We start from the raw sequence: 26,711 nt of genomic DNA on the forward strand, positions 1-26,711 counted from the left end.
TACCGGCGCAACGGGCGGCAACTACGAAAAACTCGATGTCGACAGCAAACCTGCCGAGACCTCGGTTACTGATACGCCAGACACCACGAACCTGACGCTCAGCGCGACAGACACCGTGGCTGAAGGTGGTTCGATCGTCTACACCGCGACCCTCACCAACGCGGCCGGCACTCCGGTAACCGTGACATTGTCGAATGGCGCGGTGATTATCATCGCCGCGGGCGCAACCACAGGCTCCGTGACCGTGGCCGCCCCTGCCGATGACGTCTACAAAGACGCTGGCAAGGTTGAAGTCAGCATCAAGGACGCCGTAGGCGGTAACTTTGAAAACCTGGTGCCGAACACCACGCCGGCTGTCACCGACGTGACCGACACCATCGACACCTCGACCGTCAGCCTGACTGCAACGCCGTCCGTGGCTGAAGGTGGCGTTGTCGTTTACACCGCCTCCGTGACTGCGCCAGTGACTGGCTCGCCAGTAGTCGTAACCCTGTCCAACGGACAAACCATCACCATCCCGGTGGGCGAGTCTTCCGGTACCGTGAACTTCACTGCGCCAAACGATGCCCTGGCAGGCGGTAGCTCCCTGAGCACCACCATTACCGGTGCAACCGGCGGTAACTACGAGAAGCTGGACGTCGACGGCAAGCCTGCCGAGACCTCGGTGACCGATACTCCGGACACCACCAATCTGACCCTCAGCGCGACTGACACCGTGGCTGAAGGCGGTTCGATCGTTTACACCGCCACCCTGACCAATGCGGCCGACACGCCTGTAACCGTGACTCTGTCGAACGGTGCAGTGATTACCATCGCTGCTGGCGCGACCACTGGCTCTGTCACCGTCGCCGCTCCTGCTGACGATGTATACAAGGATGCCGGCAAGGTCGAGGCGACCATCAAGGACGCCACCGGTGGCAACTTTGAAAATCTGGTACCAAGCACCACCCCAGCGGTCACCGATGTTACTGACACCATCGACAGCAGCACCGTTTCGCTGACGGCAACGCCGTCCGTGGCTGAAGGCGGTGTCGTTGTTTACACCGCGTCCGTGACTGCTCCAGTCACTGGTTCGCCGGTAGTGGTCACTTTGTCCAACGGCCAAACCATCACCATCCCGGTTGGCGAATCGTCCGGTACCGTGAATTTCACTGCGCCGAACGATGCCCTGGCCGGCGGTAGCTCCCTGAGCACCACCATCACCGGCGCGACTGGCGGCAACTACGAGAAGCTCGACGTCGACAGCAAGCCTGCTGACACCTCGGTTACCGATACACCAGACACCACCAACCTGACCCTCAGCGCGACTGACACTGTCGCTGAAGGTGGTTCTATTGTTTACACCGCGACACTGACCAACGCCGCTGGCACTCCGGTGACCGTAACGCTCTCCAACGGTGCAGTGATTACCATCGCAGCCGGCGCCACCACGGGCTCCGTGACCGTGGCCGCTCCTGCGGACGACGTCTACAAAGATGCCGGTACCGTAGAAGCCACAATCAAGACAGCTACCGGCGGCAACTTCGAGAACCTGGTGCCGGGCACTACGCCTGCGGTCACCAATGTGACCGACACCATCGACACCAGCACCGTTTCGCTGACGGCAACGCCGTCCGTGGCTGAAGGTGGCACTGTGGTCTACACCGCGTCCGTGACAGCTCCAGTGACCGGCTCGCCAGTCGTGGTCACCTTGTCCAACGGCCAGACCATCACCATTCCTGTGGGTGAGTCTTCCGGCACCGTGAATTTCACGGCTCCGAACGATGCACTGGCGGGCGGCAGCTCCTTGAGCACCACCATCACCGGCGCGACTGGCGGTAACTACGAAAAACTCGATGTCGACAGCAAGCCTGCCGACACATCGGTTACCGATACTCCGGATACCACTACCCTCAGCCTGACAGCGACTGACACCGTCGCCGAAGGCGGCTCGATTGTTTACACCGCCACCCTGACCAATGCCGCCGGCACTCCGGTGACCGTAACCCTGAGCAATGGCGCAGTGATCACCATCGCCGCCGGCGCCACTACCGGTTCCGTGACTGTCGCGGCGCCTGCCGATGATGTGTACAAGGATGCCGGCAAGGTCGAAGCGACCATCAAGGACGCTACCGGCGGCAACTTCGAGAACCTGGTACCGAGCACCACCCCAGCCGTTACTGACGTCACCGACACTATCGATACCTCGACCGTCAGCCTGACCGCGACGCCTAGTGTTGCTGAAGGGGGCGTTGTCGTTTACACCGCGTCCGTGACTGCGCCAGTGACTGGCTCGCCAGTCGTGGTCACCCTGTCGAATGGCCAGACCATCACCATCCCAGTCGGCGCCAGCAGCGGTACCGTGAATTTCGTAGCGCCTAACGATGCCTTGGCGGGCGGCAGCTCTCTGAGCACCGCCATCAAGGGCGCCACCGGCGGCAACTACGAGAAGCTGGCAATCGACAGCAAGCCAGCTGATACCTCGGTCACCGATACTCCGGATACCACGACCCTCAGCCTGACTGCGACCGACACCGTCGCCGAAGGCGGCTCGATCGTTTACACCGCGACCCTGACCAACGCCGCGGGCACTCCGGTGACCGTGACCCTGAGCAACGGCGCGGTAATCAACATCGCCGCCGGCGCTACCACTGGCACCGTAACCGTGGCTGCTCCAGCCGATGACGTCTACAAAGACGCCGGCACCGTGCAAGCGACCATCCAGACCGCCACCGGCGGCAACTTCGAGAACCTGGTGCCAAGCACCGCACCGGCCGTGACCAACGTCACCGACACCATCGACACTTCGACCGTCAGCCTGACCGCGACACCGTCCGTGGCTGAAGGCGGTACCGTGGTTTACACCGCGTCGGTCACTGCGCCGGTCACCGGTTCGCCGGTCGTCGTCACTCTGTCCAATGGCCAGACCATCACCATCCCGGTCGGCGCCAGCAGCGGCACTGTGAACTTCGTAGCCCCTAACGATGCCTTGGCCGGTGGCAGCTCTCTGAGCACCACCATCAAGGACGCCACCGGCGGCAACTACGAGAAGCTGGCAATCGACAGCAAGCCGGCCGACACCTCGGTGACCGATACGCCGGACACCACCAACCTGACCCTCAGCGCCACCAACACCGTGGCCGAGGGCGGCTCGATCGTTTACACCGCGACCCTGACCAATGCCGCGGGTACGCCAGTCACCGTAACCCTGAGCAACGGCGCGGTAATCAACATCGCCGCCGGCGCTACCACTGGCACCGTAACCGTGGCTGCTCCGAGCGACGATGTGTACATCGACGCCGGCAACGTCAGCGCCAGTATCGCCAGCACCACCGGCGGCAATTTCGAGAACCTGGTGCCAAGCACCACGCCGGCCGTGACCAGCGTCACCGACACCATCAATACGACCACTGCGAGCATCAACGGCAGCACCTCGATCACCGAAGGCCAGGTCGCGACCTACACCGTCAGCCTGACCAGCCCGGCGCAAACCGAGGTCACCCTGAAGATCAGCTACAGCGGCACCGCCGCCGACGGCTCGGACTTCACCGGCGTATACACCGTGAAGATCCCGGCCGGCGCCAGCAGCGCCAGCTTCAACGTCGCCACCATCGACGACAAGATCACCGAGGGCACGGAAAACTTCGTGGTCAAGATCGACTCGGCCACCGGTGGCAACTTCGAGAACCTGGTGGTCAGCGGCACCAACGGCAGCGTCACCACCTCGATCATCGACAACGATGCGCCACCGGTCCTCGACCTGGATGCCAACAACTCCAGCGGCGCCACCGGGGCCGACTACAAGGTGACCTTCACCGAAAACACCCCGGGCGCAGGCGTGTCGATCGCCGACACCGACCTGAGCATCACCGACCCGGACAGCACCCTGCTGACCGGCGCCACCATCGTGCTGACCAACCGTCAGCCGGGCGATGAGCTGAACCTGGGCAACAGCGTCAACGGCATCACCATCAATGCCAACAGCCAGGCGGGCACCATCACCCTGACCCTGTCCGGCAATGCGACGCTGGCTGACTACATGCAGCAGATCAAGAACATCACCTTCACCAACAGCAGTGAGGACCCGAGCACCACGCCGCGGACCATCACCGTGACGGTGACCGATGGCAGCAATTACTCCAACACGGCTACCACCACGGTCAACGTGGTGGCGGTGAACGACGCGCCAGTGGCCACCGGCGGCGCCGTAACCGGCACCGAAGACACCGCCCTGACCCTGACCTGGGCCACCTTCGGCGTCAGCGACGTCGACAGCCCCGCGGCCAGCCTCGGGGTGAAAATCACCCAGCTGCCGGGCGACGGCAAGCTGCAGTACCTCGACGGCTCGACCTGGAAGGACGTGGCCACCAACCAGACCTTCAGCAAGGCCGATATCGACGCCGGCAAGCTGCGCTTCACCCCGGATGCCAACGAATCGGGTGTCGACGGCTACAACGGCAGCGGCGTGGGCAACCAGCAGGCCGACTACGCGCAGATCAAGTTCCAGCCAACCGACGGCCAGGCCCTGGGCAACACCGGCACCGTGAAGATCGACATCACCCCGGTGGCCGATGCGCCGACCCTGGGCGTGGCGAGCAACAGCGTGAACTCCATCGGCCTGCTCAAGGAGTCCTGGACCAGCCTCAACGGCCTGGGCACCAACGGCAACGGCATCACCGGCGACACGCTCAAAGCGGTCTTCGACAGGTCCGGCAACCCGACCAGCAGTTCGGTGGTGACCAACGCCCAGTCCGACGCCAGCGTGACCGGCGGCAGCGGCTCGAAAACCTCCGGCCTGATCTACCTGGAAGCCGGCAAGACCTACAGTTTCAGCGGGGTCGGCGACGACAGCCTGCTGATCACCATCGGCGGCAAGAACGTGGCCACCGCGACCTGGGGGGCCGGCGGCAGCATCAGCGGTTCGTTCACCCCGACCACCAGCGGCTACTACACCCTGGACATCTACCACGCCAACCAGAGCGGTCCGGGCAGCTATGACGTCAACCTCTCGGTCAATGGCAGCACGCCGGTCGACCTGAGCAACGCCAACATCCCGATCTACCCGAGCGAAACCGCGCTGAACAATGCCGGCGTCACCCTTTCCGAGCTGCACGGCAGCAACGGCGAGGGCTACTACGACGGCTACAAGCTCAACGAAGGTGCCGAGGGTGGCAGCGTCAAGCTGTCGAAGATCACCACCGCCCTGACCGATACCGACGGCTCGGAAAGCCTGAGCGTGAAGATCGGCGGTATTCCGGCAGGTTCGGTGCTCAGCGATGGCGCCGGCCATACCTTCACCGCCAGCGCCAGCGTCGGCGAGGTCAATGTCACCGGCTGGAACCTGGGTACGCTGACGATCACCCCGCCGTCGCACTACAACGGCTCGTTCAACCTGACCGTAACCTCGACCTCCACCGAGTCCCTGGGCGGTTCGGCCAGCAGCACGGCGCAGATCCCGGTCACGGTGTACCCGGCGACCTACAGCGCCAGCGTCGCCACGGCGGGCGATGACAACTTCGTCGGCACCGAGGGCAACGACATCATGGTCGCCGACGTCGCCGGCCTGAACGTGGTGCAGGGCAAGAACTACAACATCGCGTTCATGGTCGACAGCTCGGGCAGCATGAGCGATGCCTCGCTCACCGCCGCCAAGAACTCGCTGACTACGGTGTTCAACACCCTGAAGAACAGCCTGGGCAGCAGCACCTCGGGCACCGTGAACATCTTCCTGGCGGACTTCGATACCCAGGTCAACAAGCAGATCTCGGTGAACCTCAACGATCCGAACGCCCTGACCCTGCTCAAGTCGGTCCTGGACTCCATGGCGTCCGGCGGCGGCACCAACTACGAGGACGTGTTCAAGACCACGGCCAACTTCTTCCAGAGCAGCGCGGCCACCAGCAATACCAACGCCACCAACCTGACGTACTTCATTACCGACGGCAAACCGACGTTCTACCAGGCCGGCGAGCAGACCAACCCGACGCTGTACTGGGGAGGGGCGAAGCTCGACGACGTCGTCACCACGTCCAACTACAAACTGGGGGACACTTTCTCCAAGCAACTGGACAGCACCCATGTACTGCAAATCAACAGTGATGGCGCCGTCACGCTGCAAACCTATAACAGCTGGTGGAATAGTTGGTCTGCCTCCAACCTGGGCACCCTGCACGCCCAGGGCGACGGCACCTACGAGCTGTCCTACCAGACCGGACCGGGTTCCTACACCGACAGCGCCACCATCAACAACTCCAACAGCGGCTTCGCCCTGCTGAGCAACCTGTCGCAGGTGGAAGCGATCGGCCTGAACAACGACGTCAGTCTCAACGACCTGAAGCCGTACGACACCGACAGCACCCCGCAGACCAACATCGACCCGTCGAACCTGGCCAACGCGATTCTCGGTCATACCGAAGCGACCATGCCGGGCGCCGACACGGTCAATGGCGGCAACGGCAACGACATCCTGTTCGGCGACCTGGTGAGCTTCAATGGCATCGCCGGCGAGGGCTACCAGGCCATGCAGGCCTTCGTGGCACAGAAGACCGGCGTGGCCGCGAGCAGCGTCACCACCAGCAACGTGCACCAGTACATCACCGAGCACTACACCGAGTTCGATGTCTCCGGTGCCCATGACGGCAATGACACGCTGCTGGGCGGCGCCGGCAACGACATCATCTTCGGCCAGGGCGGCAACGACCTGCTCGACGGCGGCAAGGGCAACGACATCCTGCTGGGCGGTACCGGCAACGACACGCTGATCGGTGGCGCGGGCAATGACATCCTGATCGGCGGCTCGGGTGCCGACACCTTCGTCTGGAAGGCTGGCGATACCGGCAACGATGTGATCAAGGACTTCAAGGCCAGCGAAGGCGACCGTATCGACCTGCGGGACCTGTTGCAGGGCGAGAGCGCCAGCACCATCGATAACTTCCTGAAGATCACCACGGTGGACGGTACCTCGACCCTGCAGGTCAGTTCCGAAGGCAAGCTCAACGCGGCGGGCGGCATCGCCAACGCGGACGTGACGATCAAGCTGGAGGGCAACAACTGGTCCAACACCAACATCAACTCGCTGATCGCCGGTAGCGACCCGACCATCAAGATCGATCACAACAACAGCTGATCCACGGTCGACCGGCCACCCGCCCTGGGTGGCCGGTTCTTCCCACCGTGACGATTTTGCCGCCACGTCGCATACTCGCGACCAAAGCGCGCCGTTGGCCTATGCTGCTGACAGCATGATGCCGGACCATATCTAGAGGGATTCCCCATGTTCTACGTGCAACGCGATGCACAGGGCCAGCTGGTTCGCGTGGAGGCCACGCCTTACGCCGAGGCCACGGAAACACTGCCGGCCGACCACAGTGAGATCCAGCAGTGGTTCGCCAACGAGGTGGTGGAAGTCAGCCTGAAACAACTCAAGCAGAGCGACCTGGAAATGATCCGGGTACTCGACGACTTGATTCAGGTGCTGACCAGCAAGGGTGTGATCCGCGTTACCGACCTGCCACCGGCGGCCCAGGCCAAGCTGATGGACCGGACCCAGGCGCGTGAAGCGCTGGGCGGCCTGAGCCATCTGATCAACGACGACGAAACCGGCCTGATCTGATCCGTCGCCGGCGGCTGGCCGGCGCTCTTCGTGCAGCGCCTCAGCGCCAGGGCGCGGGCTCGCCGAACAGGCGGCCCTGGACACCGTACAGGCCCATCTCGCGAATCACCTGCAATTCCCCTTCGGTTTCCACGCGCTCGGCAATCAGCGGCAGGTCGATGCTGTGGGCGGCGCGCTGGATGGCTTCGATAAACAGCCGCTTGTCGCTTTCCCGGTCGATGTCGCGGATGTAGCTGCCGTCGATCTTCAGGTAGGCCAGGCCCAGGCGCGCCAGGTTGCCGATCATGCTGAAGCGCCCGCCGAAACGCTGCAGGCTCAGGGAGAAGCCCAGCTCGCGCAGGCGCCGGGTCAGCTGTTCCAGCAGCGCCTGTTCAGGCAACTGCTCTTCGCCGATCTCCAGGGTCAGGCGCGGCCCCAGGCTGGAGTGCTGGCGCAGGATCTCGAACACCTTGTTCAAGGCCTGCGGATCGGCCAGGGTCGCGGCCGACAGGTTCAGCGCCAGCGAGTCCTGATGCGCGGTCATTTGCTTGAGTACCTGTTCGAGCATCAGCAGGTCCAGGCGCGAGGTCCAGCCAAAGCGCTCCAGCCACGGCAGGAAGCGCCCGGCGGCGATGGTCTGGCCCTGCTCGTCGAGCAAGCGCGACAGCACCTTGTAGTGCAGCACCAGCGCGGTATCGCGGGTCGCGACCACCGGTTGGAAGTACAGCTCGAACCGCTGCTGGCTCAAGGCCCCGTCCAGCAGGGTGTGCCAGGCGTGATGGTCGTCGCCGACGCTGGCCGCCGCGCCATGCTCCAGGCAGGCCCAGCTCGTATCGCCCTGGGCTTCGGCCTGGGCCAGGGCCTGGTCGCCCAGGCTCAGCACCGCCTGCGGCGAGTCGCCATGAACGAAGGGCGCCAGGCCGATGGAGGCCACGGACGCCACATCGGTGGCGCCAGTAGCGTGCAGGCTGGCCAAGGCATTCTCCAGGTTCTGCGCCAGTTGCAGGGCCTCTTCGCGCACCAGCCCCGGCGCCAGCACGGCAAATTCGCCGCCGCGGATGCGGGTCACCAGGTTGTGGGTTTCCGGGTACCGCGCGCACTCACGCTGCAATTGTTCGCCCACCGCCTGCAACAGCTGGTCGGTGCGCTGCCCGCCCAGGCGCTGGTTCAGGCCGGCCAGGTCCTTGACCCGCAGCAACAGCAGGTAGCCGGAACTGGCCTGCTCCGGGTTGCTCACCCGGGCGTTGAGCTGCATCTCGAAATAACGACGGTTGGCCAGGCCGGTCAGGTTGTCCTGGTAGGACTCGACCCGCAGCTTTTCGCTGCGCTCGGCCTGCTCCTGGAACAGCGCCTTGAGCTTCTCGACCATCTGGTTCATCGCCTGCACCACGCGGCGCAGTTCCGGCGTACGCGGCAGCTCGGGCAGGCTGAGGAACTCGCGGCGGGCAATGGCGTGGGATTGCTGCACCATGTAGTCCAGCGGCTTGAGTTGGCGCCGCAGCAGCAAGGCCCCCAGCACCGCGCTCACGGCCCCGCACAGCAGCAGCCAGCCGAGGCTGCCCAGGGCGCTTTGCCAGAGCTTGGCGACGGCGAACATCGGGTGGCTGACCACCTCGACCCGCGCCGCCTGTTGCCAGCCACGGCTGACCAGGGCGTCGCCGCCGGCCGGCTCCAGGCCGATCAGCTTGACGAACCAGTCCGGCACGTTGCTGACCTCGGGTGTGCCGCTGCGCTCGACCATGACCTCTTCGGTGACCTGGTTGACCACGCGGATGCTCGAGTAATAGCCGCTGTCGAAAATCGAGCTGACCAGCAGCTCGACCATCGCCGGGTCGTCGATGTTCGGGGTCAGGGACAAGGCCAGCGCCGTGGCCGCGTCCTGGGCATGGGAGCGCAGCTGGTTGACGTACTGGGTGCGCGAACTTTCCAGGCTGACCATGAAGCTGCCGCTGAAGGCGACCACCAGGAACAGACAGATTGCGATCAACAGTTGTTTGAACAAAGACATCTGAGCTCGTGCTCCTAGTGAGTCGTCTCGACCGGAAAACCTTCGGCCTGCATTTTCTTCAACACGTCCTGCCACCGGGACAGGCGCTTGGTGTCACCGACTTTCTTGCTGCCCTTGCCGGGCAGCCACAGGCCCTCGGCATTGAAGGAGTACACCGGCAGCAGGTCGGTACGCTGGCTGGCCGGCTGGATGGCGTCGATCAGGCTGTCGAGGACCAACGGCATGGCTTCCGGGGTTGAATAGTAGGTCAACACCATGTGCGCGCGATTCTGGCGCAAGGCCTTGACGTAGGTGATGCGCAGCTTGTCACTGGAAACGCCGAGGTGACGCAGGCTGAAATACTTGGCGATCGCATAGTCCTCGCAATCGCCGGCGCCCTTCCACAGGGCCTCGACCGGGGTTTCCCAATAATCCACCTGATGCCACAGGTCGATGTCTTCCACGTAGCGCATGTTCTTGTTGAAGAACAGGTTGACCACCTTGAGCTGTTCCATCTCGCTGGCCTGGTTCTGGGTCGCCAGCAGCTGCTGCCAGGCGTCGATGCGCTTCTGCCCTTCGCCCAGCGGCCCGTACAGCGCCGTGGCGCGGCGGCTGATCTGGGAAAAATCCCAATCGGCCTGCAGGCCGCCCAGCAACAGGCCGGCCAGCAGCAGCGCCGAAAACAGCCAGCGCAGGGTCCGAGAAAGAGCTAAACGTGCCGCCAATGCGAAGAGTCCATGGGAGCTGTCGTGGGTCGAAGGATGGTGCAGGTTGGTCCGCCAAAAGACAATGGCACCTTACAATCACAGCCCCTCTGGAGACGCTAAGCTGAAAGCAGGCACCTGTTCGTTTATCGGCCAGTGCTTGAGCGGCAGGAGGGCTGCCCCGAGAATCAGCGCCGGCAACATTCATGACAGGGCTCAGGCGGCTGGTTTGACAAGCTGCAGGGCGCTATCTAGCGTCCATTGGATCCAAATCCCATAGAAAACAGGATAGCGTTAACGTGACAGAAAAACCGAGACCCTTGAGCAAGATCGCAGTCAGCGGGCCGATCCCCGCCCACCTCGCGCGCTCGGTGATCGAGGAAACCCTGCGCGCGGCGATTCTCGACGGCCGCCTGCCCAGCGGCACGGCGCTGCGCCAGCAGGACCTGGCCGACCTCTTCGGCGTCAGCCGCATGCCGGTGCGCGAGGCCTTGCGCCAGCTCGAAGCGCAATCGCTGTTGCACGTGGTGCCGCACAAAGGCGCGGTGGTCGCCGAACTGATCGGCTATGACGCGGTGGAAACCTACGGCCTGCGCCTGCTGCTGGAACTGGAGGCGCTGCGCCTGTCGATCCCGCAGCTCGACGCCGAGGACATCGCCCAGGCCCGCAGCTACATCGCGCAGCTGGAAAGCGAAACCGACCACGCCGAAATCGGCCGGCTCAATCGCCTGTTCCACATGTCGCTGTACCACCGGGCGCCGAACCAGAAGCTGCTGCGCCTGATCGAGCTCGAATTGAACGAGGAAGAACGCTTCCTGCGCTTCCATCTATCCTCCATGGGCCTGGGCAAGCTGACCCAGGACGACCACAACGCCATGACCGACGCCGCCGAGGCCAAGGACATCGAGCGGGCGGTGGAGGTACTGCGGGGCCATCTGGAAAAGGCCGCGAAGACCATTCGCGACTACCTCGAACGGTCCGCCGAAAGCTGACAGCGGTAACGGCGGCATGACGCGGCCCCCCTGCAACACTCAATGACCGGCACACCGGCTTAAGGAAAAGCAGTGCACGCGCGCAATGACAAATGGCTGATAGTGCTCAACTCCGGCGAGCCGGCGAAAACCCGGCTGATCTGCTTTCCGCAGACCGGCGCGGACCCGGAACAGCTGCGCAACTGGTCCACGGGGCTGGCCGGGCACATCGAACTGGTGCTGGTACGGCTGCCCGGCCACGGCAGCCGCCAGGCCGAAACCCCGCTCGACGACTGGCCGCGGCTGCTGGCCGATACCTTCTCCGCCCTGCGCCCACTGCTGGCCAAGCCCCACGCCCTGTTTGGCCATGGCCTGGGCGGGATGCTGGCCTACGAAACCGCCAAGCATGCCCAGGCGCACTATCCCGGCCAGACCCGCCACCTGTTCATTTCCGCCTGCCGCAGCCCCGACTACCCATCGCCCCGGCCGTTGCTGCACATGCTGCCCACGGCGCCCTTCCAGGAAGCCATGCTGTCGCTGGGCGCCGCGCCGATCGAAATGCCCCGCGACCAGGCCAGCCGGAACCAGTACGAGACGCTGCTGCGCGCCGACCTGAAGCTGTTCGAATCCTGGCGCGATCTGTCGAGCGGCAACCTCGACATTCCCCTCACCGCCTTCTATGGCAGCGAGGATCCGCTGGCTCCCGCCAGCAACATGGCCAACTGGCGAGAGTTCACCCACCGTGAATTCGAGCTGATCGAGGTGGCCGGCAATCACTTCTTCATCAAGTCCCAGCGCCAGCGTCTGCTGCAGATCATCAACATCCACCTGGGCCTGCTCGGCGAATAATCCGCCGTCTTCCTCCGCTCCTGCCCTCACTGGCCCGCCGACGATGGCTCAGCCGTCGATTTGGGCCCACTCTTGCTGTCGCCGACTGAAAAAGGGACGTGAGCGGCACGCAGGCTTGTCCGCACACGTCGATCTGCAGACCCACGCAAGGAGCCCAGCGACTGGAGGGCATGACCGGGATCGGCTCCCGCATGCCTTCTCCCAGATATTCAACGACTTCAATTCAGCGCTTCGAAGTTTGCTTCGAGTGAGGCATTCACTCAGCGTTAAAAATTCTGACTTATATAAGCCGGAAGGGGCAACTTCATCTCAACAAAACTTGAACAAGAAGTTTTGCAGCAACTTGTCGCGCGATAAAAATACACGTTAGAAAAGTATTATAAAAACAACTTGCTCGATACTTTCCCCTGTATTAGCTTTTTCTCCGTCGAGGTTTAAAAAACGTCGACCCACTCGGTTATGAACACCTGGCAAGCCTTGGTTTTATTGGCTCTTGAAAACCTATAAAGCCAAGACAGCGGCTCTTTAACGGATAGGCCGGCCAGCACTATAAAACTTTCCAGATTATCAACTCAGGTTTGAGGCCCCTGCTCGCCCGCAACAAATAAGCACTGGTTAAAACACCTATACGAGCCGCAACTAATCGGCCAACAAAACACACTTGAACATCTCAGACAGGTAGCCTAAATGAACGCCAGCAAAGAACTTCTCGACGCCAGGAAAGCCACACTCGGCGCCCATCCCATTTTTACCGAAATCAACACACTTGCCGTTCTTCAACGCTTTATGCAGACCCATGTTTTTGCCGTATGGGACTTCATGTCGCTGACCAAGCGCCTGCAACAGGAACTGACCTGCGTACGTCTGCCCTGGCTACCACCGCAGGACCCCCGCGCCGCGCGGCTGATCAACGAGATCGTGCTCGGCGAAGAGTCCGACGATCGCCCCGGGCAAGGCCATTACAGCCATTTCGAGCTGTACCTGGATGCCATGCGCGAGGTCGGTGCCGCCACCCGGGTGGTGGAACGCTTCGTCGCGCTGCAACAGGAAGGCGTGAGTTTCGACACCGCCCTGCAAAGCGTCGACGCCGATCCGGCCGCCAGCGCCTTTGTCCGCCAGACCGTGCACACCGCCCTGCAGGCGCCGGCCCATTGCGTGGCGGCGGCCTTTCTCCATGGCCGGGAAAGCGTTATCCCGCAGATGTTCCAGCGCATCCTCGACGACTGGGGCATCGGTATCGAGCAGGCGCCGACCTTTCGCTACTACCTGCAACGCCATATCGAGGTCGATTCCGACGACCACGGCCCGGCCGCGGAACAGCTGCTAGAGCGGCTGGTGGCTGGCGACCCGCAACGCCAGCAGGAGGTGTACGCCGCGGCCATCGCCGCGGTGGACAGCCGCATCGCCCTGTGGGACGGGCTGCGCCTGAGCATGGCCGAATCGCCGATCGGGGTGAGCGCATGAACGCCCTCGACTACCAGTCCTTCGCCGACACCTGGGAAGAGCGCGCGACCATCCGCACCCGCCCGCGGCGCATGCTCGAGGACGACGACAAGCTGATCTACCCCCTGAGCCGCCAGCCGCTGGTGCACAGCCAGGGCTTCCTCGAGCACTGCGCCCACCTGCGGGATTTCGTGCTGGTGCAAAGCCTCTACAAGTTCATCAACGACGTGGTGATCTTCGAGACTGAGCTGGTGGACAAGACCGCCCGCAATATCGCCAAGAATCGCTTCGCCATCGCCTTTCCCTTCGCCTGTCGCTACGACGCCATGACCGTGGTGGTGGACGAGGACTACCACGCACTGGTGGCGATGGACTTCATGCAGCAGACCATCGCCATGAGCGGCATCGAGCCCATCGAGCTGCCCCGGGAAATCGAACTCAGCCGGGCCATCCCCGCGGCCCTGCAGCGGGCGCCCGAACACCTGCGCGACGCGGTGGAACTGATCTGCGTGGCCATCGCCGAGAACACCGTGACCAACGATGTCGCCGCCTTCGCCAAGGACGACACGGTCAAGCCGTCGATCAAGGGCCTGATGGCCGACCACCTGCTAGACGAAGGCCGGCACTCGGGGTTCTGGTCGCGCCTGGTGCGCATCTATTGGCACGGCGCCAGCGACGCCGACCGCGCGGAGATCGCCCGGGTGTTGCCGGTGTTCATCGCCCAGTACCTGACCAATGACATCCAGAAGGACTTCGACGTGCGGCTGATCGAGCAACTGCCCGTCGCCGCCCCGATCAAGCAGGCGCTGCGCGAGGAGGCAGCCGCCCTGGCCTACCCGATCAACCGCCATCACCCCCTGATCGCCAACATCCTGCGCTTCTTCCGCAGCAGTTCGATGCTGGATTCGGCCTGCGTCCAGGACGCACTGGCCGACTACCTGCCCTAACGGAGGGACCCGAGCATGAGACGCCTCGACATTGTATTGACGGGCCGCAGTCAGGCCCTGAACGAACTGGCCATGGAGCTGGAGCGCCACGGCCATCTGCTGCGGCGATTGGACTCGCCGCAAGCGATCGCCAACGCCAAGGGGCTGCGGCCCCATCTGCTGATCGACGACGGCAGCCTGGGTGCTTCACCCATCCTCGCGGCGGACACCGCGCGCCTGGAACTGCGCATCGCCCTGATCGCCCAAGCGGCTTGCGGGCTGCCACAGGTGCGCCTGTTCCACCGCCACGACTCCCGGCTGATCGAGCAGGCGACCCTGCCGCCGGAAGCCAGCGGCAATGGCCAGGCCCTGCGCAGCGGTGCTATTGCCAGGCTGGTGGCCAGCACCGCGCGGCTGGTCAGCGGCTTTTCCCGCGGCGCGGCGTTTTTCCACCAGCTCGCTACCCTGGATGAGCCCAGCGAACCGCTGCTGGGCCTGGAGCGCCTGGACTCGCTGGCCTTCGAGCACCGGCACAACCAGCAGCCGGCACCGGCCTTGCTGCGGGAGATGCAGGTGCCGATCGCCCAGCGCATCGACCAGAGCCTGCTGGCCTTCGCCCAGCGCCCGGCCTTGAACATCCAGGGCATCGACTACAGCTACCAGGCCCTGCATCGCCTGAGCCGTAACCTGCAGCGGCAGATGCTCCGACACCTGCCCGCCAACCCCGGCCAACCGCCGGTGATCGGCCTGTGCCTACCCAAGTCGGCGGTGCTGTATGCCGCCATTCTCGCCACCCTCGGCTGTGGCGCGGTGTACCTGCCGCTGGACCCGGAGCACCCGGCGCAACGGCGGCGCTACATTCTCGATAATGCCGGTGCGGTCCTGCTGCTGCACGACGGCTGCGAAGACCTGGGCGACCTCGACCTGGCGCAACTCGATGTACGCACCCTGCTGCATGACGATGCCGAGGACGCTCTCCCGCTGCTACGCCAGGCACCACCGCCAGAGGCGCCCTGCGTGGCGATCTACACCTCGGGCACCACCGGCCAGCCCAAGGGCGTGTTGCTCAGCCAGGGCAATCTCAGCCACTTCTGCGCCTGGTACATCGGCCATGTCGAGCTGGAGCAAAACAGTCGGGTGCTGCAGTTCTCCACCATCAACTTCGACGCCTCGCTGCTGGATATCCTGCCCACCTTCCTCTGTGGCGCGCTGTTGGTGGTCCCCGATCAGGACCAGCGGCGCGACCCACAGCAACTGCTGGCCCTGCTCCAGCGCCAGCGGGTCAGCCATGCCTTCCTGCCGCCCGCGCTGCTGAGCATCCTGCCCCTGGAGCAGCCGCTGGGCCTGGAGCATCTGGTGACCGGCGGCGACGTCTGCGAACCCTTCGTCATCCAGCGCCTGGCCGGCCAGTGCGCGCTGCACAACATCTACGGCCCGACGGAAACCACGGTGCTGGCCACCACCCGCCGCCTGCGGGTCGGCGACAACCCGCGCAACCTCGGCCTGCCCATCGCCAACAGCCAGGTGCTGATCCTCGACGAACAGCTGCAACCAGTGCCCGAGCGCACCCCCGGCGAGCTGTACCTGGCCGGGCCGGGGGTCGGCCTCGGCTACCTGAACAACCCGGCGCTGAGCGCCGAACGCTACCTGGCCCTGGACCTGCCGGACGGGCGCCGACTGCGGGTCTATCGCACCGGGGACATCGGCCAGTGGACCGACAACGGCATCGAGATCTGCGGGCGGCGGGACAATCAGGTGAAGATCCGCGGGTTTCGGGTCGAGCCGGAAGAGATCGAACACTGCCTGCGCGACGGCCAGCTGTTTCGCCAGGTGGCGGTGGTGATCGACGAGCAGCGGCGGATCCTCGCCTACCTGGCCCAGCCAAATGCCGACGACGCGCTGCAAACCCTGCGCGAACAGGTACGCCAGCGCTTGCCGGACTACATGCGGCCCAGCGCCTACATCGAACTGCCGAGCATGCCCTACACCGCCAACGGCAAGGTCGACCGCCGCGCCCTGCTGGCCCTGCTGCGTACCCCGGGCCGCAACCGCCAGCGACGCCTGCCGCAAAACGCCAACGAACAGCGCCTGCTGCAGCTGTGGGCCGAGCTGCTGGAACTGCCGGCCGAGGACATCGGCACCGACGACAGCTTCTTCAACCTCGGCGGCCACTCGATCCTGCTGTCGCGCCTGCTGCTGGCGATTCGCGAACAGTTCGGCCGCGGCCTGTCGATCAACCGCTTTATCGAGGCGCCGACCCTGAGCAACCTGGCGACCCTGATCGACGGCGCCGCCGACGACGGCCCGGACGCGGCCCTCGACCAGGTGTTCGCCGATGCCCATGCCGAACTCGACCTGCAAGTGCTGCCCATCAGCCAGCTGGGCGACGTGCACAAGGTGCTGGTCACCGGCGCCAACAGCTTTCTCGGCGTGCACATAGTCGAGGCGCTGCTGGAATGGGGCGCCAGCGAGGTGGCGTGCCTGGTGCGGGAAACGCCTACGCAATCGGCCGCCGAACGTTTCGCCCAGGCCCTGCGCGACAACCGCCTGGAGCGTCTGGACCTGAGCCGGGTGCGGGTGCATGCCGCCGACATCAGCCAGCCACGGCTGGGGCTGACGGCAGAGGTGTACGAACGCATCGACCGTGAGTACGGCGCGCTGGTGCACAACGCCGCCAACGTCAATCACGTGCTGGATTACCCGGCGCTGGCACGCGACAACGTCGAGCCGTTGTTCGAGTGCCTGCGCCTGTGCGAAGGGCGCAGCAAGAAGGTCTTCAACTTCGTCTCGACCCTGTCCGCCTCCAGCAGCGTCGACGCCCAGGGCCGGGTGCTGGAACAGCCGCCCGCGGCCACCCCGCCGATCTACATCCGCAACGGCTACAACCTGTCCAAGTGGGTCGGCGAGCGGATCCTGCAACGGGCTCGCGAACAGGGGGTGTGGGTCAATCTCTATCGCCCGGGCAACATCAGTTTCAACAGCCAGACCGGGGTCTGCCAGCCCCACCGGAACCGCCTGATGCTGATGCTCAAGGGCTCGCTGCAACTGGGCCAGGTGCCGCAGCTGGCGATGAACTTCGACCTGATGCCGGTGGACTTCCTCGCCCGCTTCATCGCCTTCCACGCCAGCCGTTATCAGCCGGCCCACGCGGTGTTCAACCTGCACAACCCGCAGCCTTTGAGCTGGGAGGCCTATGTCGCCTCGTTCCGCGAGGCCGGGCGCGAGTTCCGCATGGTCAGCGTCGCCGACTGGCAGCGCCAGCTGGGCCGGGTCGACCGCGACAACGCGCTGTTCGGCGTCCTCGGCTTCTACCTCAATGGCTTCGAGGAAGACATCGGCGACATCTCGCTGATCGGCCACGCCAACGCCGAGGCCGGGGTGCGGCGCATGGGCGCCGACTACCCGGCCAAGGACCCGGCGCTGCTGCGCAAGGGCTGCCAGTACCTGAAAGACATCCGCTTTATCTGAACCCACCCACGCTGGAGAACAGCATGAAAAACCTGCAACCCGACACCCTGATCAAGAACCCGAATGCCTGTGAGGTTCTGTCCTCCGTGGACATCGGCGCCGATGCCCGAAGCGTCTGGGCCATCGTCGGCAACTTCGCCGGCTTCCCGGCCTTCATTCCCGCGCTGTCGCACATCGAGATGACCGGCGAGGGCGTGCGCTCGGTGCGCAAGAAGTTCTTCCACGACGGCAACATCGTCATCGAACAACTCAACTCACGGGACGACCAGGCGCTGTACATGACCTGGAGCCTGATCTACGACACCCTGGGCATCGGCAACCTGTGGGCGGCCATGAGCGTCGAGGCCCTGCCCGGCGAACGGGCGCGCGCCACCTGGCGCATCGTCGCCGACCCGGCCGAAGGCGGTGCCGAGGTCGCGGCCTTCCAGAAGTTCCTGCAGGGGTTTGCCGATGAGGCAATGGGGAATGTGCGGAGGATGTTCAAGTAAGGCGCTGAAACGCCTGCGCGGGGGCGGTCGCTATCGCGAGCAAGCTCGCTCCTACAGAGGGATCGTGGCTTTCTGTAGGAGCGAGCTTGCTCGCGAAAAAACCAAACGCGATGCGGTCAGGTAGACCGCATCGCGTTTTTTATGTCGCTCGCCGATCAGATCTTGAAGCTGTCCACCAGTTGCTTCAGGCGGTTGGCCTGCAGCGACAGGGCGTCGCAATCCTTCAGGGTTTCGTTGAGGTTGGCCACGCCCTGCTGGTTCAGCAGGTTGATCTGGCTGATGTCGACGTTGAGGGTTTCCACCACGGCGGTCTGCTCTTCGGTGGCGGCGGCCACCGACTGGTTCATGCCGTCGATCTCGGTGATGCGCTGGGTCACGCTGACCAGCCGCGCACCGGCCTGGTTGGCCACTTCAACGCTCTCTTCGCTGGACGCCTGGCTGGCGTTCATGGTCGATACCGCTTCGCGGGAGCCGATCTGCAGCGAGGTGATCATCTTGTGGATCTCCTCGGCCGATTCCTGGGTGCGATGGGCCAGGTTGCGGACCTCGTCGGCCACCACCGCGAAACCGCGACCGGCCTCACCGGCGCGCGCCGCTTCGATGGCCGCGTTGAGCGCCAGCAGGTTGGTCTGCTGGGAGATGCCTTTGATCACATCGAGGATGTGGCCGATGTTGTCGGTGCTGGCGTTCAGGGTTTCGATCTGGGTGCAGGACAGGCTGATCTTCTGCGACAGCTCGGTCATGGCCAGGATGGTTTGCTCCACCACCTGGCGGCCATCGTCGGCCTGCTCGCTGGCGCCGCTGGCGTGCTGCGAGGCATCGGCGGCGTTGCGGGCGATTTCCTGGGTGGCGGCGCCCAGCTGGTTGATCGCCGCGGCCACGCTGTTGGTGCGCGCGCTTTGTTCGTCGGAGCCGATGATCGAGGCGTTGGACGACGCCATCACGCGCTGGGACAGGTCGTGCACCTGGCGGGTGGCCGAGGACACTTCGGAAATCGACGCGTGAATACGTTCCACGAACTGGTTGAACGAGCCGCCCAGTACGCCGAATTCATCCTTGCTCTCCACCACCAGGCGACGGGTCAGGTCGCCCTCGCCCTGGGCGATGTCCTGCATCGCACGGCCCATGGTGGTCAGCGGACGCATCAGCACCTGGATCAGCAGGCTGAGCAGCACGGCAATCGCGGCCACGGCGATGAACATCGCCAGCAGCGCCGAGGTGCGGAACTTGCTCAGCGGGGCGAAAGCCTTGTCACGGTCGATGGACAGGCCGATATACCACTCGGCATTCGGCAGACCGGTCACCGGGGTGAACGACAGGATGCGTTCCTGGCCTTTGAGCTGCACCTCCTGGGTGCCCTTCTGGATGTGTACGTTGTCGCCCGGGTAGATATCCTTGAGGTTCTTCATCACCTGGTCTTTGTCCGGGCTGACGATCACCTGCCCGTCCGCGCTGACCAGGAAGGCATGGCCCAGGCCGCCGAAGTCCACCGAGTTGATGATCTTCACCAGGGTTTCCAGGCTCAGGTCGCCCCCCACCACGCCCAGCAGCTGGCCGTCCTTTTTCACCGGCATGGCGATGGTCACCACCAGACCGCCAACGGCCGCCATGTAGGGCGGGGTCAGCATGGTCTTGTCGGCCGCCACGGCCTGCTTGTACCAGGGACGCTGACGCGGGTCGTAGCCGTCGGGCATCTTCGCGTCAGGCCGCTGGGTGAACACACCGTTGGCCTGGCCCACGTAGGTGAACTGGAAGTTCGTGGTGAACGCCGGCTGGTCCACCAGCCCCGGGAAGTCAGCGTTGGCGCCCTGGTGGGCGACGTTCTGCGAGAGGTTCTCGAGCACCAGGATGCGTCCGCTCATCCAGTTCTGGACGCTGCTGGAAGTGAGGTCACCCGCCTGCTGGATCGACGATTCGAGGTTCTGGCGAATGGTGTTTCGCTGCAGATAGTCGTTGTACAAAGTGAACAACGCGAATGCCAGAACCACTACACCGGAGGCGGCCAAAAGGATTTTATGGCTGAACTTGAGATTCATGTCATGGGACTTCTTATGCCGAAAGTGGGGATGCGTACGGGATGCAACTTTCCATGTAACAGCGCAGGCGGCGTTCTACGACCGCTCTACTTTGGTGCACGCATGGGTCTCACTGTCTGTCGGCACGAGCCGGATAAATCTTAGCGATTTGTCAGAAATGTACGTGTTATCTGCAAAAAACCCGCTGAACGGCAGGCTAGAGCGGTCGCATCAGACTTTTCCATAGCCGGGCGCCCTGCGGCTGTTGCAAAATCCGAAACCCTTGATGACAATGCGACTAATTATCATTTGTGACACCCGGGCAGTCGCATCCATGTCATCACCTGAGTTCGCGGTACAGGCGCTTTACAGCCATCACCATGGCTGGCTCAACACATGGTTGCGCAGCCGGCTGGGCAATGCCGCCGATGCGGCCGACCTGGCGCAGGACACCTTCGTGCGCCTGTTGCAGCGCACCGAACGCCTCGAACTCAAGGCCCCGCGCGCCTTTCTGCGGACCATCGCCCGCGGCCTGGTGATCGACCACTGGCGCCGCGAGGAAATCGAACGCGCCTACCTGGAAACCATCGCCCATCTGCCAGAAGCCGAAGCCCCCAGCGAGGAAGCCCGTGTCCTGGTACTGGAGCTGCTGGAAAGCATTGCGCGCATGCTCGAAGGCCTCAAGCCGAAGGTGCGCAAGGCGTTCCTGCTGGCCCAGTGCGAAGGCCTGACCCACAAGCAGATCGCCGAACAGATGGGGCTGTCCCTGCGTTCGGTGGAGCGTTACGTGGCCGACGCGCTGTTCCACTGCTACCTGCTGCGCTATGAGGCGTGAGGGCTGTGGATAACCCTTCGATCAATCTGCGCCGGCCCGTGGACCCCAGGCACCTGGTGGTCAAGCAGGCCATCAACTGGATGCTGCGCCTGCGCAACAACGCCGGTAATCCCCGGCTGCTGCAGCAATGCGATACCTGGCGCGCAGCCCATCACGAACATGAGCTGGCCTGGCAACGGGTGCAATCGCTGCAACAGGAACTGCACAGCAACCTGCGGGCCGTACCCGGAGCCCAGGTGGCCTTCGATACCCTGGAAAACAGCGCCCAGCGCCTCGGCCGACGCCAGGCCCTGAAGCTGCTCGGCGGCGTCATGCTGGTGGGCTGCGCCGCGTGGCTGGGCAAGGAGCAACTGGCCTGGCAGCAATGGAGCGCCGACTTCGCCACCGCCACTGGCGAACGCCGCGGCTTCCAGTTGCCGGACGGCTCGCGCCTGGAACTCAACACCGACAGCGCCGCCGACATGGACTTCAATGCCCAGCAGCGCCTGATCCGACTCAGCCGCGGGGAAATCATGCTGACCTGCGGGCCAGACCCGCAGGCGAGCCCTTCCAGGCCGCTGCTGGTACGGACTCGCCATGGCCTGTTCGAAGGGTTCGACGCCAGTTTCGTGGTGCGCATGGAAGGCGGCTGCACGCGCCTGAGCGTCACCGCCGGCAGCGTCGCCATTCACTCGCCACACACCGCCGATGGCGCCTCGGCCCGGGTACAGGCCGGGCAAAGCTATCGGGTCAGTGGCTCCCAGGCACTGCCGGTGCCGCCGCTGGATATGGACGTGGGCGCCTGGGCCGATGGCCTGATCGTCACCCGCAACATGCGGCTGGCGGACTTCATCCACGAGGTCGGGCGTTATCGCCACGGTTACCTGGGCTGTGCCGACGAGATTGGCGACCTGCGCCTGTCCGGCGTGTTCCGCCTGGAGGACACCGACAAACTGCTGGCGATCCTCCCGCAAACCCTGCCCGTGCGCCTGCGTTATCGCACCCGTTGGTGGGTCACCCTGGAGCGCCTGGCCTGAGGCGCTGCAATTCGTTGAAATTTTTTTGGCGGCTTTTTCCCGTGAGTCCGGCTTAGACAGTAAGCACTTCCATCTGCCTTCAGCGACTCAACGGAACCCTTCCATGATTGTGCACTTGCACCACTTCTCTTCTGCATGGCCCGCCCTCGGCCTGCGCCATGCCGTACGCGTGGCCCTGCTTTCCTCGGCGCTGGGCGTCGCCGCCTTGCCTTGCCTGGCCCAGGCGGCCCAGGCGGCCGAGACGGGCGCGGCCAGCCTCAGCCACAGCTACAACATTCCTGGCGGCGCCCTGAGCGACGTACTCAACCGCTTCGCCCGCGAGGCCGGCATCACCCTGTCGATGACCCCGGCGCAGCTCCAGGGCCGTCAGTCCGCCGGCCTGAAGGGCGAGTACTCCACCGACCAGGCCCTGGGCCAGTTGCTCAACGGCTCCGGCCTGGAAGCGCTGAGCCAGGACGGCAGCCGCTATGTGCTGCGGGCCTTGCCCGAGACCGGCGCACTGGCGCTGCCGACCACCGACATCAAGGGTTTCGCCCTGGGCAATGCCTTGGGCAGCATGGAAGGCTACAACGCCACCCACAGCCAGATCGCCACCAAGACCAGTACCGCGCTGCTGGAAACCTCGCAAAGCGTGTCGGTGGTGACCCGCGAGCAAATGGACGACCAGGGCTCGCAAACCGTTTCCCAGACCATGCGTTACACCCCCGGCGTGCTGACCAACCCCTACGGCGCGACCCACAGGTACGACTACGTGGCCATGCGCGGCTTCAACGACGGCTCGGTGGACAACATCTACCTCGACGGCCTCAAGTCCATGGGCGACAGCGGCACCTACAGCACCATGCAGGTCGACCCGTACTTCCTGGAGCGGGTGGACATCCTCAAAGGACCTTCATCGGTGCTGTATGGCCGCAGTTCCCCCGGCGGCCTGGTGGCGCTGACCAGCAAGAAACCGCTGTTCGAGCCCTACCATCAGATCCAGGCCACGGTCGGCACCCAGGGCCAGCGCGGCATGGGCTTCGACTTCAGCGGCCCGGTGGACGACGACAAGCGCATCGCCTATCGCCTGACCGGGCTGGCGGACCGCTCCGACACCCAGTTCGACCACAACAAGGAAAAACGCTACGCCCTGGCACCGACCCTGAGCATCGACTTCACCGATGACACCTCGCTGACCCTGCAGGCGTACCTGCAACACGATCCGGATGGCGGCTACCACAGCGGCATGCCGGCCGACGGCGCGCTGCACCAGCGCAACGGCCAGCGGATTTCCGAGAATTTCTTCGAAGGCGAACCGGGCATCGATCGTTATGAGCGCGATCAGCAGTCATTCGGTTATCAGTTCGAACATCGCTTCAACGATGTCTTCACCGCGCGGCAGAACTTCCGCTACCTCGACTCCAAGGTGAAGCTGGACCAGGTCTACGGCTACGGCTGGACCACCCCGACCAGCAACGAGCTGAACCGCTACTACACCGGTGGCGACGAGAAGCTGCATGCGTTCATCGTCGACAATATGCTGCAGGCCGAATTTCTCACTGGCGCGACCAAGCACACGGTGCTGATGGGCGCGGATTACCAACGGCGCAAGACGGTGGTGGACTGGACCAGCGGCTCGGTGGCGCCGATCAATGCGTTCGATCCGGTCTATGGCAACTCGGCCATCACTTACTACGACCCGCTCAGCTATCTGCGTCGCCTCGAGCAGACCGGCGTCTACCTGCAAGACCTGATCGAGATGGACCAGTGGCGCTTCTCCCTGGGCCTGCGCCAGGACTGGGTGGAGACTTCGGACGAGAACCGCCTGGCCGAAGCCTCGCGCCCGGTGGGCACCGAGATCAATGACAAGCGCACCAAGCTGACGGGCCGCGCCGGGGCGCTGTACCTGTTCGATAACGGGCTGGCGCCTTACATCAGCTACTCCGAGTCCTTCAACCCCAACTCCTACGCAGACAGCGCCGGCAACCCGCTGGCGCCTACCGATGGCACCCAATGGGAACTAGGCCTGAAGTACCAGCCACCGGGCACGGATGACCTGTACACCGCGTCCCTGTTCCGCATCGACCAGGAAAACCTGGCCACCAAGCTGCCCCAGGAAAACTTCTATCGCGCGGTCGGCGCCGTGCGCTCCCAGGGCCTGGAACTGGAAGCGCACACGCAGTTGAACGACAACCTCAAGCTGCTCGGCAGCTACACCTTCACCGATATCGAGTACTCGAAGTCGATGATCAGCACCCTGAGCACCGCCACCGACATCATCGAGAACAAGGGCAACTCGCCGACCCAGGCGCCGCGGCACATGGCTTCGCTGTGGGCTGACTACAAGTTCGACAGCGGGTCGCTCGACGGCCTGCGTCTGGGTGGCGGTGTGCGGTATGTGGGCTACAGCTGGGCGGATGCGGAGAACACCATGAAGGTGCCGTCCTACACGTTGTTCGATGCCTCCATCGGCTACGACCTGGGCAAGGTCGGCCTGAAGGGCGTGGATGTCCGGCTCAATGCCAACAACCTGACCAACGAATCCTACATCGCTTCCTGTGCCAGCCTGAGCTTCTGCTACATGGGCGAGGAGCGGAACGTCGCCGCCACGGTCAGCTACCAGTTCTAATTATTTGTCGTTCCCCCGAAGCCAGCGCACGCGCTGGCTTTGTCGTCTCTATGGGAAAATTCCATGCGCGCAATTCTGGTTCTACTGCATCGTTATATCGGCCTGGCCACCGCGGTGTTTCTGCTGCTGGCGGGGCTGACCGGCAGCCTGCTGGCCTTCAATCACGAGCTGGACGAGTGGCTTAACCCGGGGTTCTACGAGGCCCCTGCGGAGGGTCAGGCACTGCCGCCTGGAACCCTGATCGACCAGGTGCAGGCGCAGCATCCACGCTTGCAGGTCTGGTACATGGAGTACCCCAACGAGCCCGGGCATACCGCGCTGCTCGCCGCAGTACCGCGTAACGATCCGGCCACAGACAAACCGTTCAACGAACCCAACCAGGTGTTCTATCTGGACCCGGTCAGTGGCGAGCAGACCGGCAAGCGGTTCTGGGGTGCCTGCTGTTTTCAACGGGAGAACCTCATCCCCTTCATTCTCGAGTTCCACTACAACCTGACGCTGCCGGGTAATTGGGGACTGGTGTTGATGGGGCTGGTGGCGATCTTCTGGGTCGTCGATTGCTTCATTGCGCTGTTCCTCACCCTGCCCCGTGGCCGGCCGTTCTGGAAGAAGTGGTCGACCGCCTGGAAGATCAAGGGCGGGCACGCCTATCGTCTCAACATGGATCTGCATCGGGCGGGCGGGTTATGGCTGTGGTTACTGCTGCTGCCGATCGCCATCAGCAGCGTGGCGATGAATCTGCCGAGCCAGGTGTTCAAACCGGTGGTATCCCTGCTCTCGCCGATCGAACCGAGCATCTATGAAGCCCGTGGGCGTATGCCCAGCGATCAGTTGGGAGTCACCCGACTCACCTATCAACAGGCTTATGAACGGGCCCAGGAAGAAGGCAAACGGCTGGGCCTGATGGCAGTGATCGGCGAGCTGTATTACAGCTTCGAATACAACTTCTATGGCGCCGGTTTCGGTCAACACGATACCGAGGCCCATGGTAAGTCGTGGCTGTTCTTTCATGGCACGGATGGGCGCCTGCTGGGGCAGGAGATCGCCGGGCAAGGCACCTTGGGCGAACGCTTTTATCGGCTGCAACTGCCGATCCATGGTGGCCGGATCATCGGTTTTACCGGGCAGGTGCTGATTGCGGTGTTGGGGTTGGTGATTGCGGTGTTGTCCGTCACCGGGATCTATATCTGGTGGCGTAAATGGCTGGCTCGCAGAAGCAGCAAGATGCGTCAGCGGTGAAGTGAGAGGCGCTTCACTAACTGCCGATCCATGGTGGCCGGATCATCGGTTTTACCGGGCAGGTGCTGATTGCGGTGTTGGGATTGGTGATTGCGATGTTGTCCGTCACCGGGATCTATATCTGGTGGCGTAAATGGCTGGCTCGCAGAAGCAGCAAGATGCGTCAGCGGTGAAGTGAGAGGCGCTTCACTCTGTTCTGATGTTCTGATGTTCTGATGTTCTGATGTTCTGATGTTCTGATGTTCTGATGTTCTGATGTTCTGATGTTCTGGAGTGGAGGTTGGGAGCCGGTGGGGGATTCAGGTCCCCCGCTGGGAAGCCTGGAGGCCTGACTCAGGTGTAAGCCCAGAGGCTTTCAGGCGTACAAAAACAAAACCCCTGTCTGCGTCAGCAGACAGGGGTTTCGGAATTCAATCTTGACGATGACCTACTCTCACATGGGGAAACCCCACACTACCATCGGCGATGCATCGTTTCACTTCTGAGTTCGGGATGGGATCAGGTGGTTCCAATGCTCTATGGTCGTCAAGAAATTCGGTGTGCCGGACCGTTGGCTCAAGGGCCGAACGTGCCAGCAAAATCGGGAACTTCT

The 26,711-nt window shown here is 63.7% G+C and carries 14 protein-coding genes, 1 rRNA gene and 3 pseudogenes; 13 read left to right on the plus strand and 5 right to left on the minus strand.

Features of this window, described 5'->3' with window-relative positions; translation table 11 throughout:
• Positions 1-7,105, plus strand: a pseudogene (locus tag J4D28_RS28875) (LapA family giant adhesin); the annotation flags it as partial.
• A 147-nt stretch (positions 7,106-7,252) separates the two neighbouring features.
• Positions 7,253-7,591, plus strand: coding sequence for a hypothetical protein (locus tag J4D28_RS28880; protein WP_009046323.1), 339 nt, complete (start codon positions 7,253-7,255; stop codon positions 7,589-7,591).
• A gap of 40 nt (positions 7,592-7,631) precedes the next feature.
• Here the strand turns inward: J4D28_RS28880 and lapD are convergent, their stop codons facing one another.
• Positions 7,632-9,578, minus strand: a complete 1,947-nt coding sequence (gene lapD / locus J4D28_RS28885) for a cyclic di-GMP receptor LapD (protein ID WP_009046322.1) — start codon at positions 9,576-9,578, stop codon at positions 7,632-7,634.
• 14 nt (positions 9,579-9,592) lie between these two features.
• A complete protein-coding gene (gene lapG / locus J4D28_RS28890; protein WP_016705099.1) occupies positions 9,593-10,282 on the minus strand; it encodes a cysteine protease LapG in 690 nt (229 codons plus the stop codon).
• Between the two features lie 278 nt (positions 10,283-10,560).
• Here lapG and J4D28_RS28895 point away from each other — a divergent pair, with 278 nt between their 5' ends.
• From J4D28_RS28895 to J4D28_RS28920, 6 genes are all read left to right on the plus strand, one after another.
• Complete coding sequence (locus J4D28_RS28895; protein ID WP_103331847.1) at positions 10,561-11,253, plus strand: GntR family transcriptional regulator; 693 nt, start codon at positions 10,561-10,563, stop codon at positions 11,251-11,253.
• A 72-nt stretch (positions 11,254-11,325) separates the two neighbouring features.
• The gene (locus J4D28_RS28900) at positions 11,326-12,081 is read left to right on the plus strand and encodes a thioesterase II family protein (protein ID WP_041989201.1); all 756 of its coding nucleotides are present in this window, start codon (positions 11,326-11,328) and stop codon (positions 12,079-12,081) included.
• A 687-nt stretch (positions 12,082-12,768) separates the two neighbouring features.
• Entirely contained in the window at positions 12,769-13,545 is a 777-nt protein-coding gene (locus J4D28_RS28905; RefSeq protein WP_029527382.1) for a DUF3050 domain-containing protein, read from the plus strand.
• Positions 13,542-14,471 (plus strand): diiron oxygenase, encoded by a 930-nt coding sequence (locus tag J4D28_RS28910; protein ID WP_009046317.1) that lies wholly within the window; start codon positions 13,542-13,544, stop codon positions 14,469-14,471. The genes J4D28_RS28905 and J4D28_RS28910 overlap by 4 nt, the downstream gene beginning before the upstream one ends.
• A 15-nt stretch (positions 14,472-14,486) precedes the next feature.
• Entirely contained in the window at positions 14,487-17,918 is a 3,432-nt protein-coding gene (locus tag J4D28_RS28915; RefSeq protein WP_103331848.1) for a non-ribosomal peptide synthetase, read from the plus strand.
• A 23-nt stretch (positions 17,919-17,941) separates the two neighbouring features.
• On the plus strand, positions 17,942-18,406 hold the full coding sequence (locus J4D28_RS28920; protein ID WP_103331849.1) for an SRPBCC family protein: 465 nt from the start codon (positions 17,942-17,944) through the stop codon (positions 18,404-18,406).
• Positions 18,407-18,561: 155 nt separating this feature from the next.
• Here J4D28_RS28920 and J4D28_RS30805 read toward each other — a convergent pair whose 3' ends face one another.
• Positions 18,562-19,347, minus strand: coding sequence for a methyl-accepting chemotaxis protein (locus J4D28_RS30805; protein ID WP_370686837.1), 786 nt, complete (start codon positions 19,345-19,347; stop codon positions 18,562-18,564).
• A gap of 69 nt (positions 19,348-19,416) precedes the next feature.
• A pseudogene (locus tag J4D28_RS30810) lies at positions 19,417-20,442 on the minus strand (cache domain-containing protein); the annotation flags it as partial.
• Positions 20,443-20,755: 313 nt separating this feature from the next.
• Between J4D28_RS30810 and J4D28_RS28930 the strand changes: the two are divergent.
• The 5 genes and pseudogenes from J4D28_RS28930 to J4D28_RS28950 form a co-directional block, all read left to right on the plus strand.
• Entirely contained in the window at positions 20,756-21,256 is a 501-nt protein-coding gene (locus J4D28_RS28930; RefSeq protein WP_041989195.1) for a sigma-70 family RNA polymerase sigma factor, read from the plus strand.
• Between the two features lie 5 nt (positions 21,257-21,261).
• Positions 21,262-22,272, plus strand: a complete 1,011-nt coding sequence (locus tag J4D28_RS28935) for a FecR domain-containing protein (RefSeq protein ID WP_103331850.1) — start codon at positions 21,262-21,264, stop codon at positions 22,270-22,272.
• Positions 22,273-22,375: 103 nt separating this feature from the next.
• Positions 22,376-24,880, plus strand: coding sequence for a TonB-dependent siderophore receptor (locus J4D28_RS28940; protein WP_103331851.1), 2,505 nt, complete (start codon positions 22,376-22,378; stop codon positions 24,878-24,880).
• A 63-nt stretch (positions 24,881-24,943) separates the two neighbouring features.
• A complete protein-coding gene (locus tag J4D28_RS28945) occupies positions 24,944-26,119 on the plus strand; it encodes a PepSY domain-containing protein (RefSeq protein ID WP_009046310.1) in 1,176 nt (391 codons plus the stop codon).
• A gap of 20 nt (positions 26,120-26,139) precedes the next feature.
• A pseudogene (locus J4D28_RS28950) lies at positions 26,140-26,292 on the plus strand (PepSY domain-containing protein); the annotation flags it as partial.
• Between the two features lie 241 nt (positions 26,293-26,533).
• On the opposite strand, the gene rrf reads toward J4D28_RS28950, so the two are convergent.
• Positions 26,534-26,649 (minus strand): 5S ribosomal RNA (rrf, locus tag J4D28_RS28955).
• Positions 26,650-26,711: the final 62 nt, after the last annotated feature.

The organism is Pseudomonas sp. GW531-T4 (assembly GCF_017349615.1).
Taxonomy (GTDB): domain Bacteria; phylum Pseudomonadota; class Gammaproteobacteria; order Pseudomonadales; family Pseudomonadaceae; genus Aquipseudomonas; species Aquipseudomonas chlororaphis_I.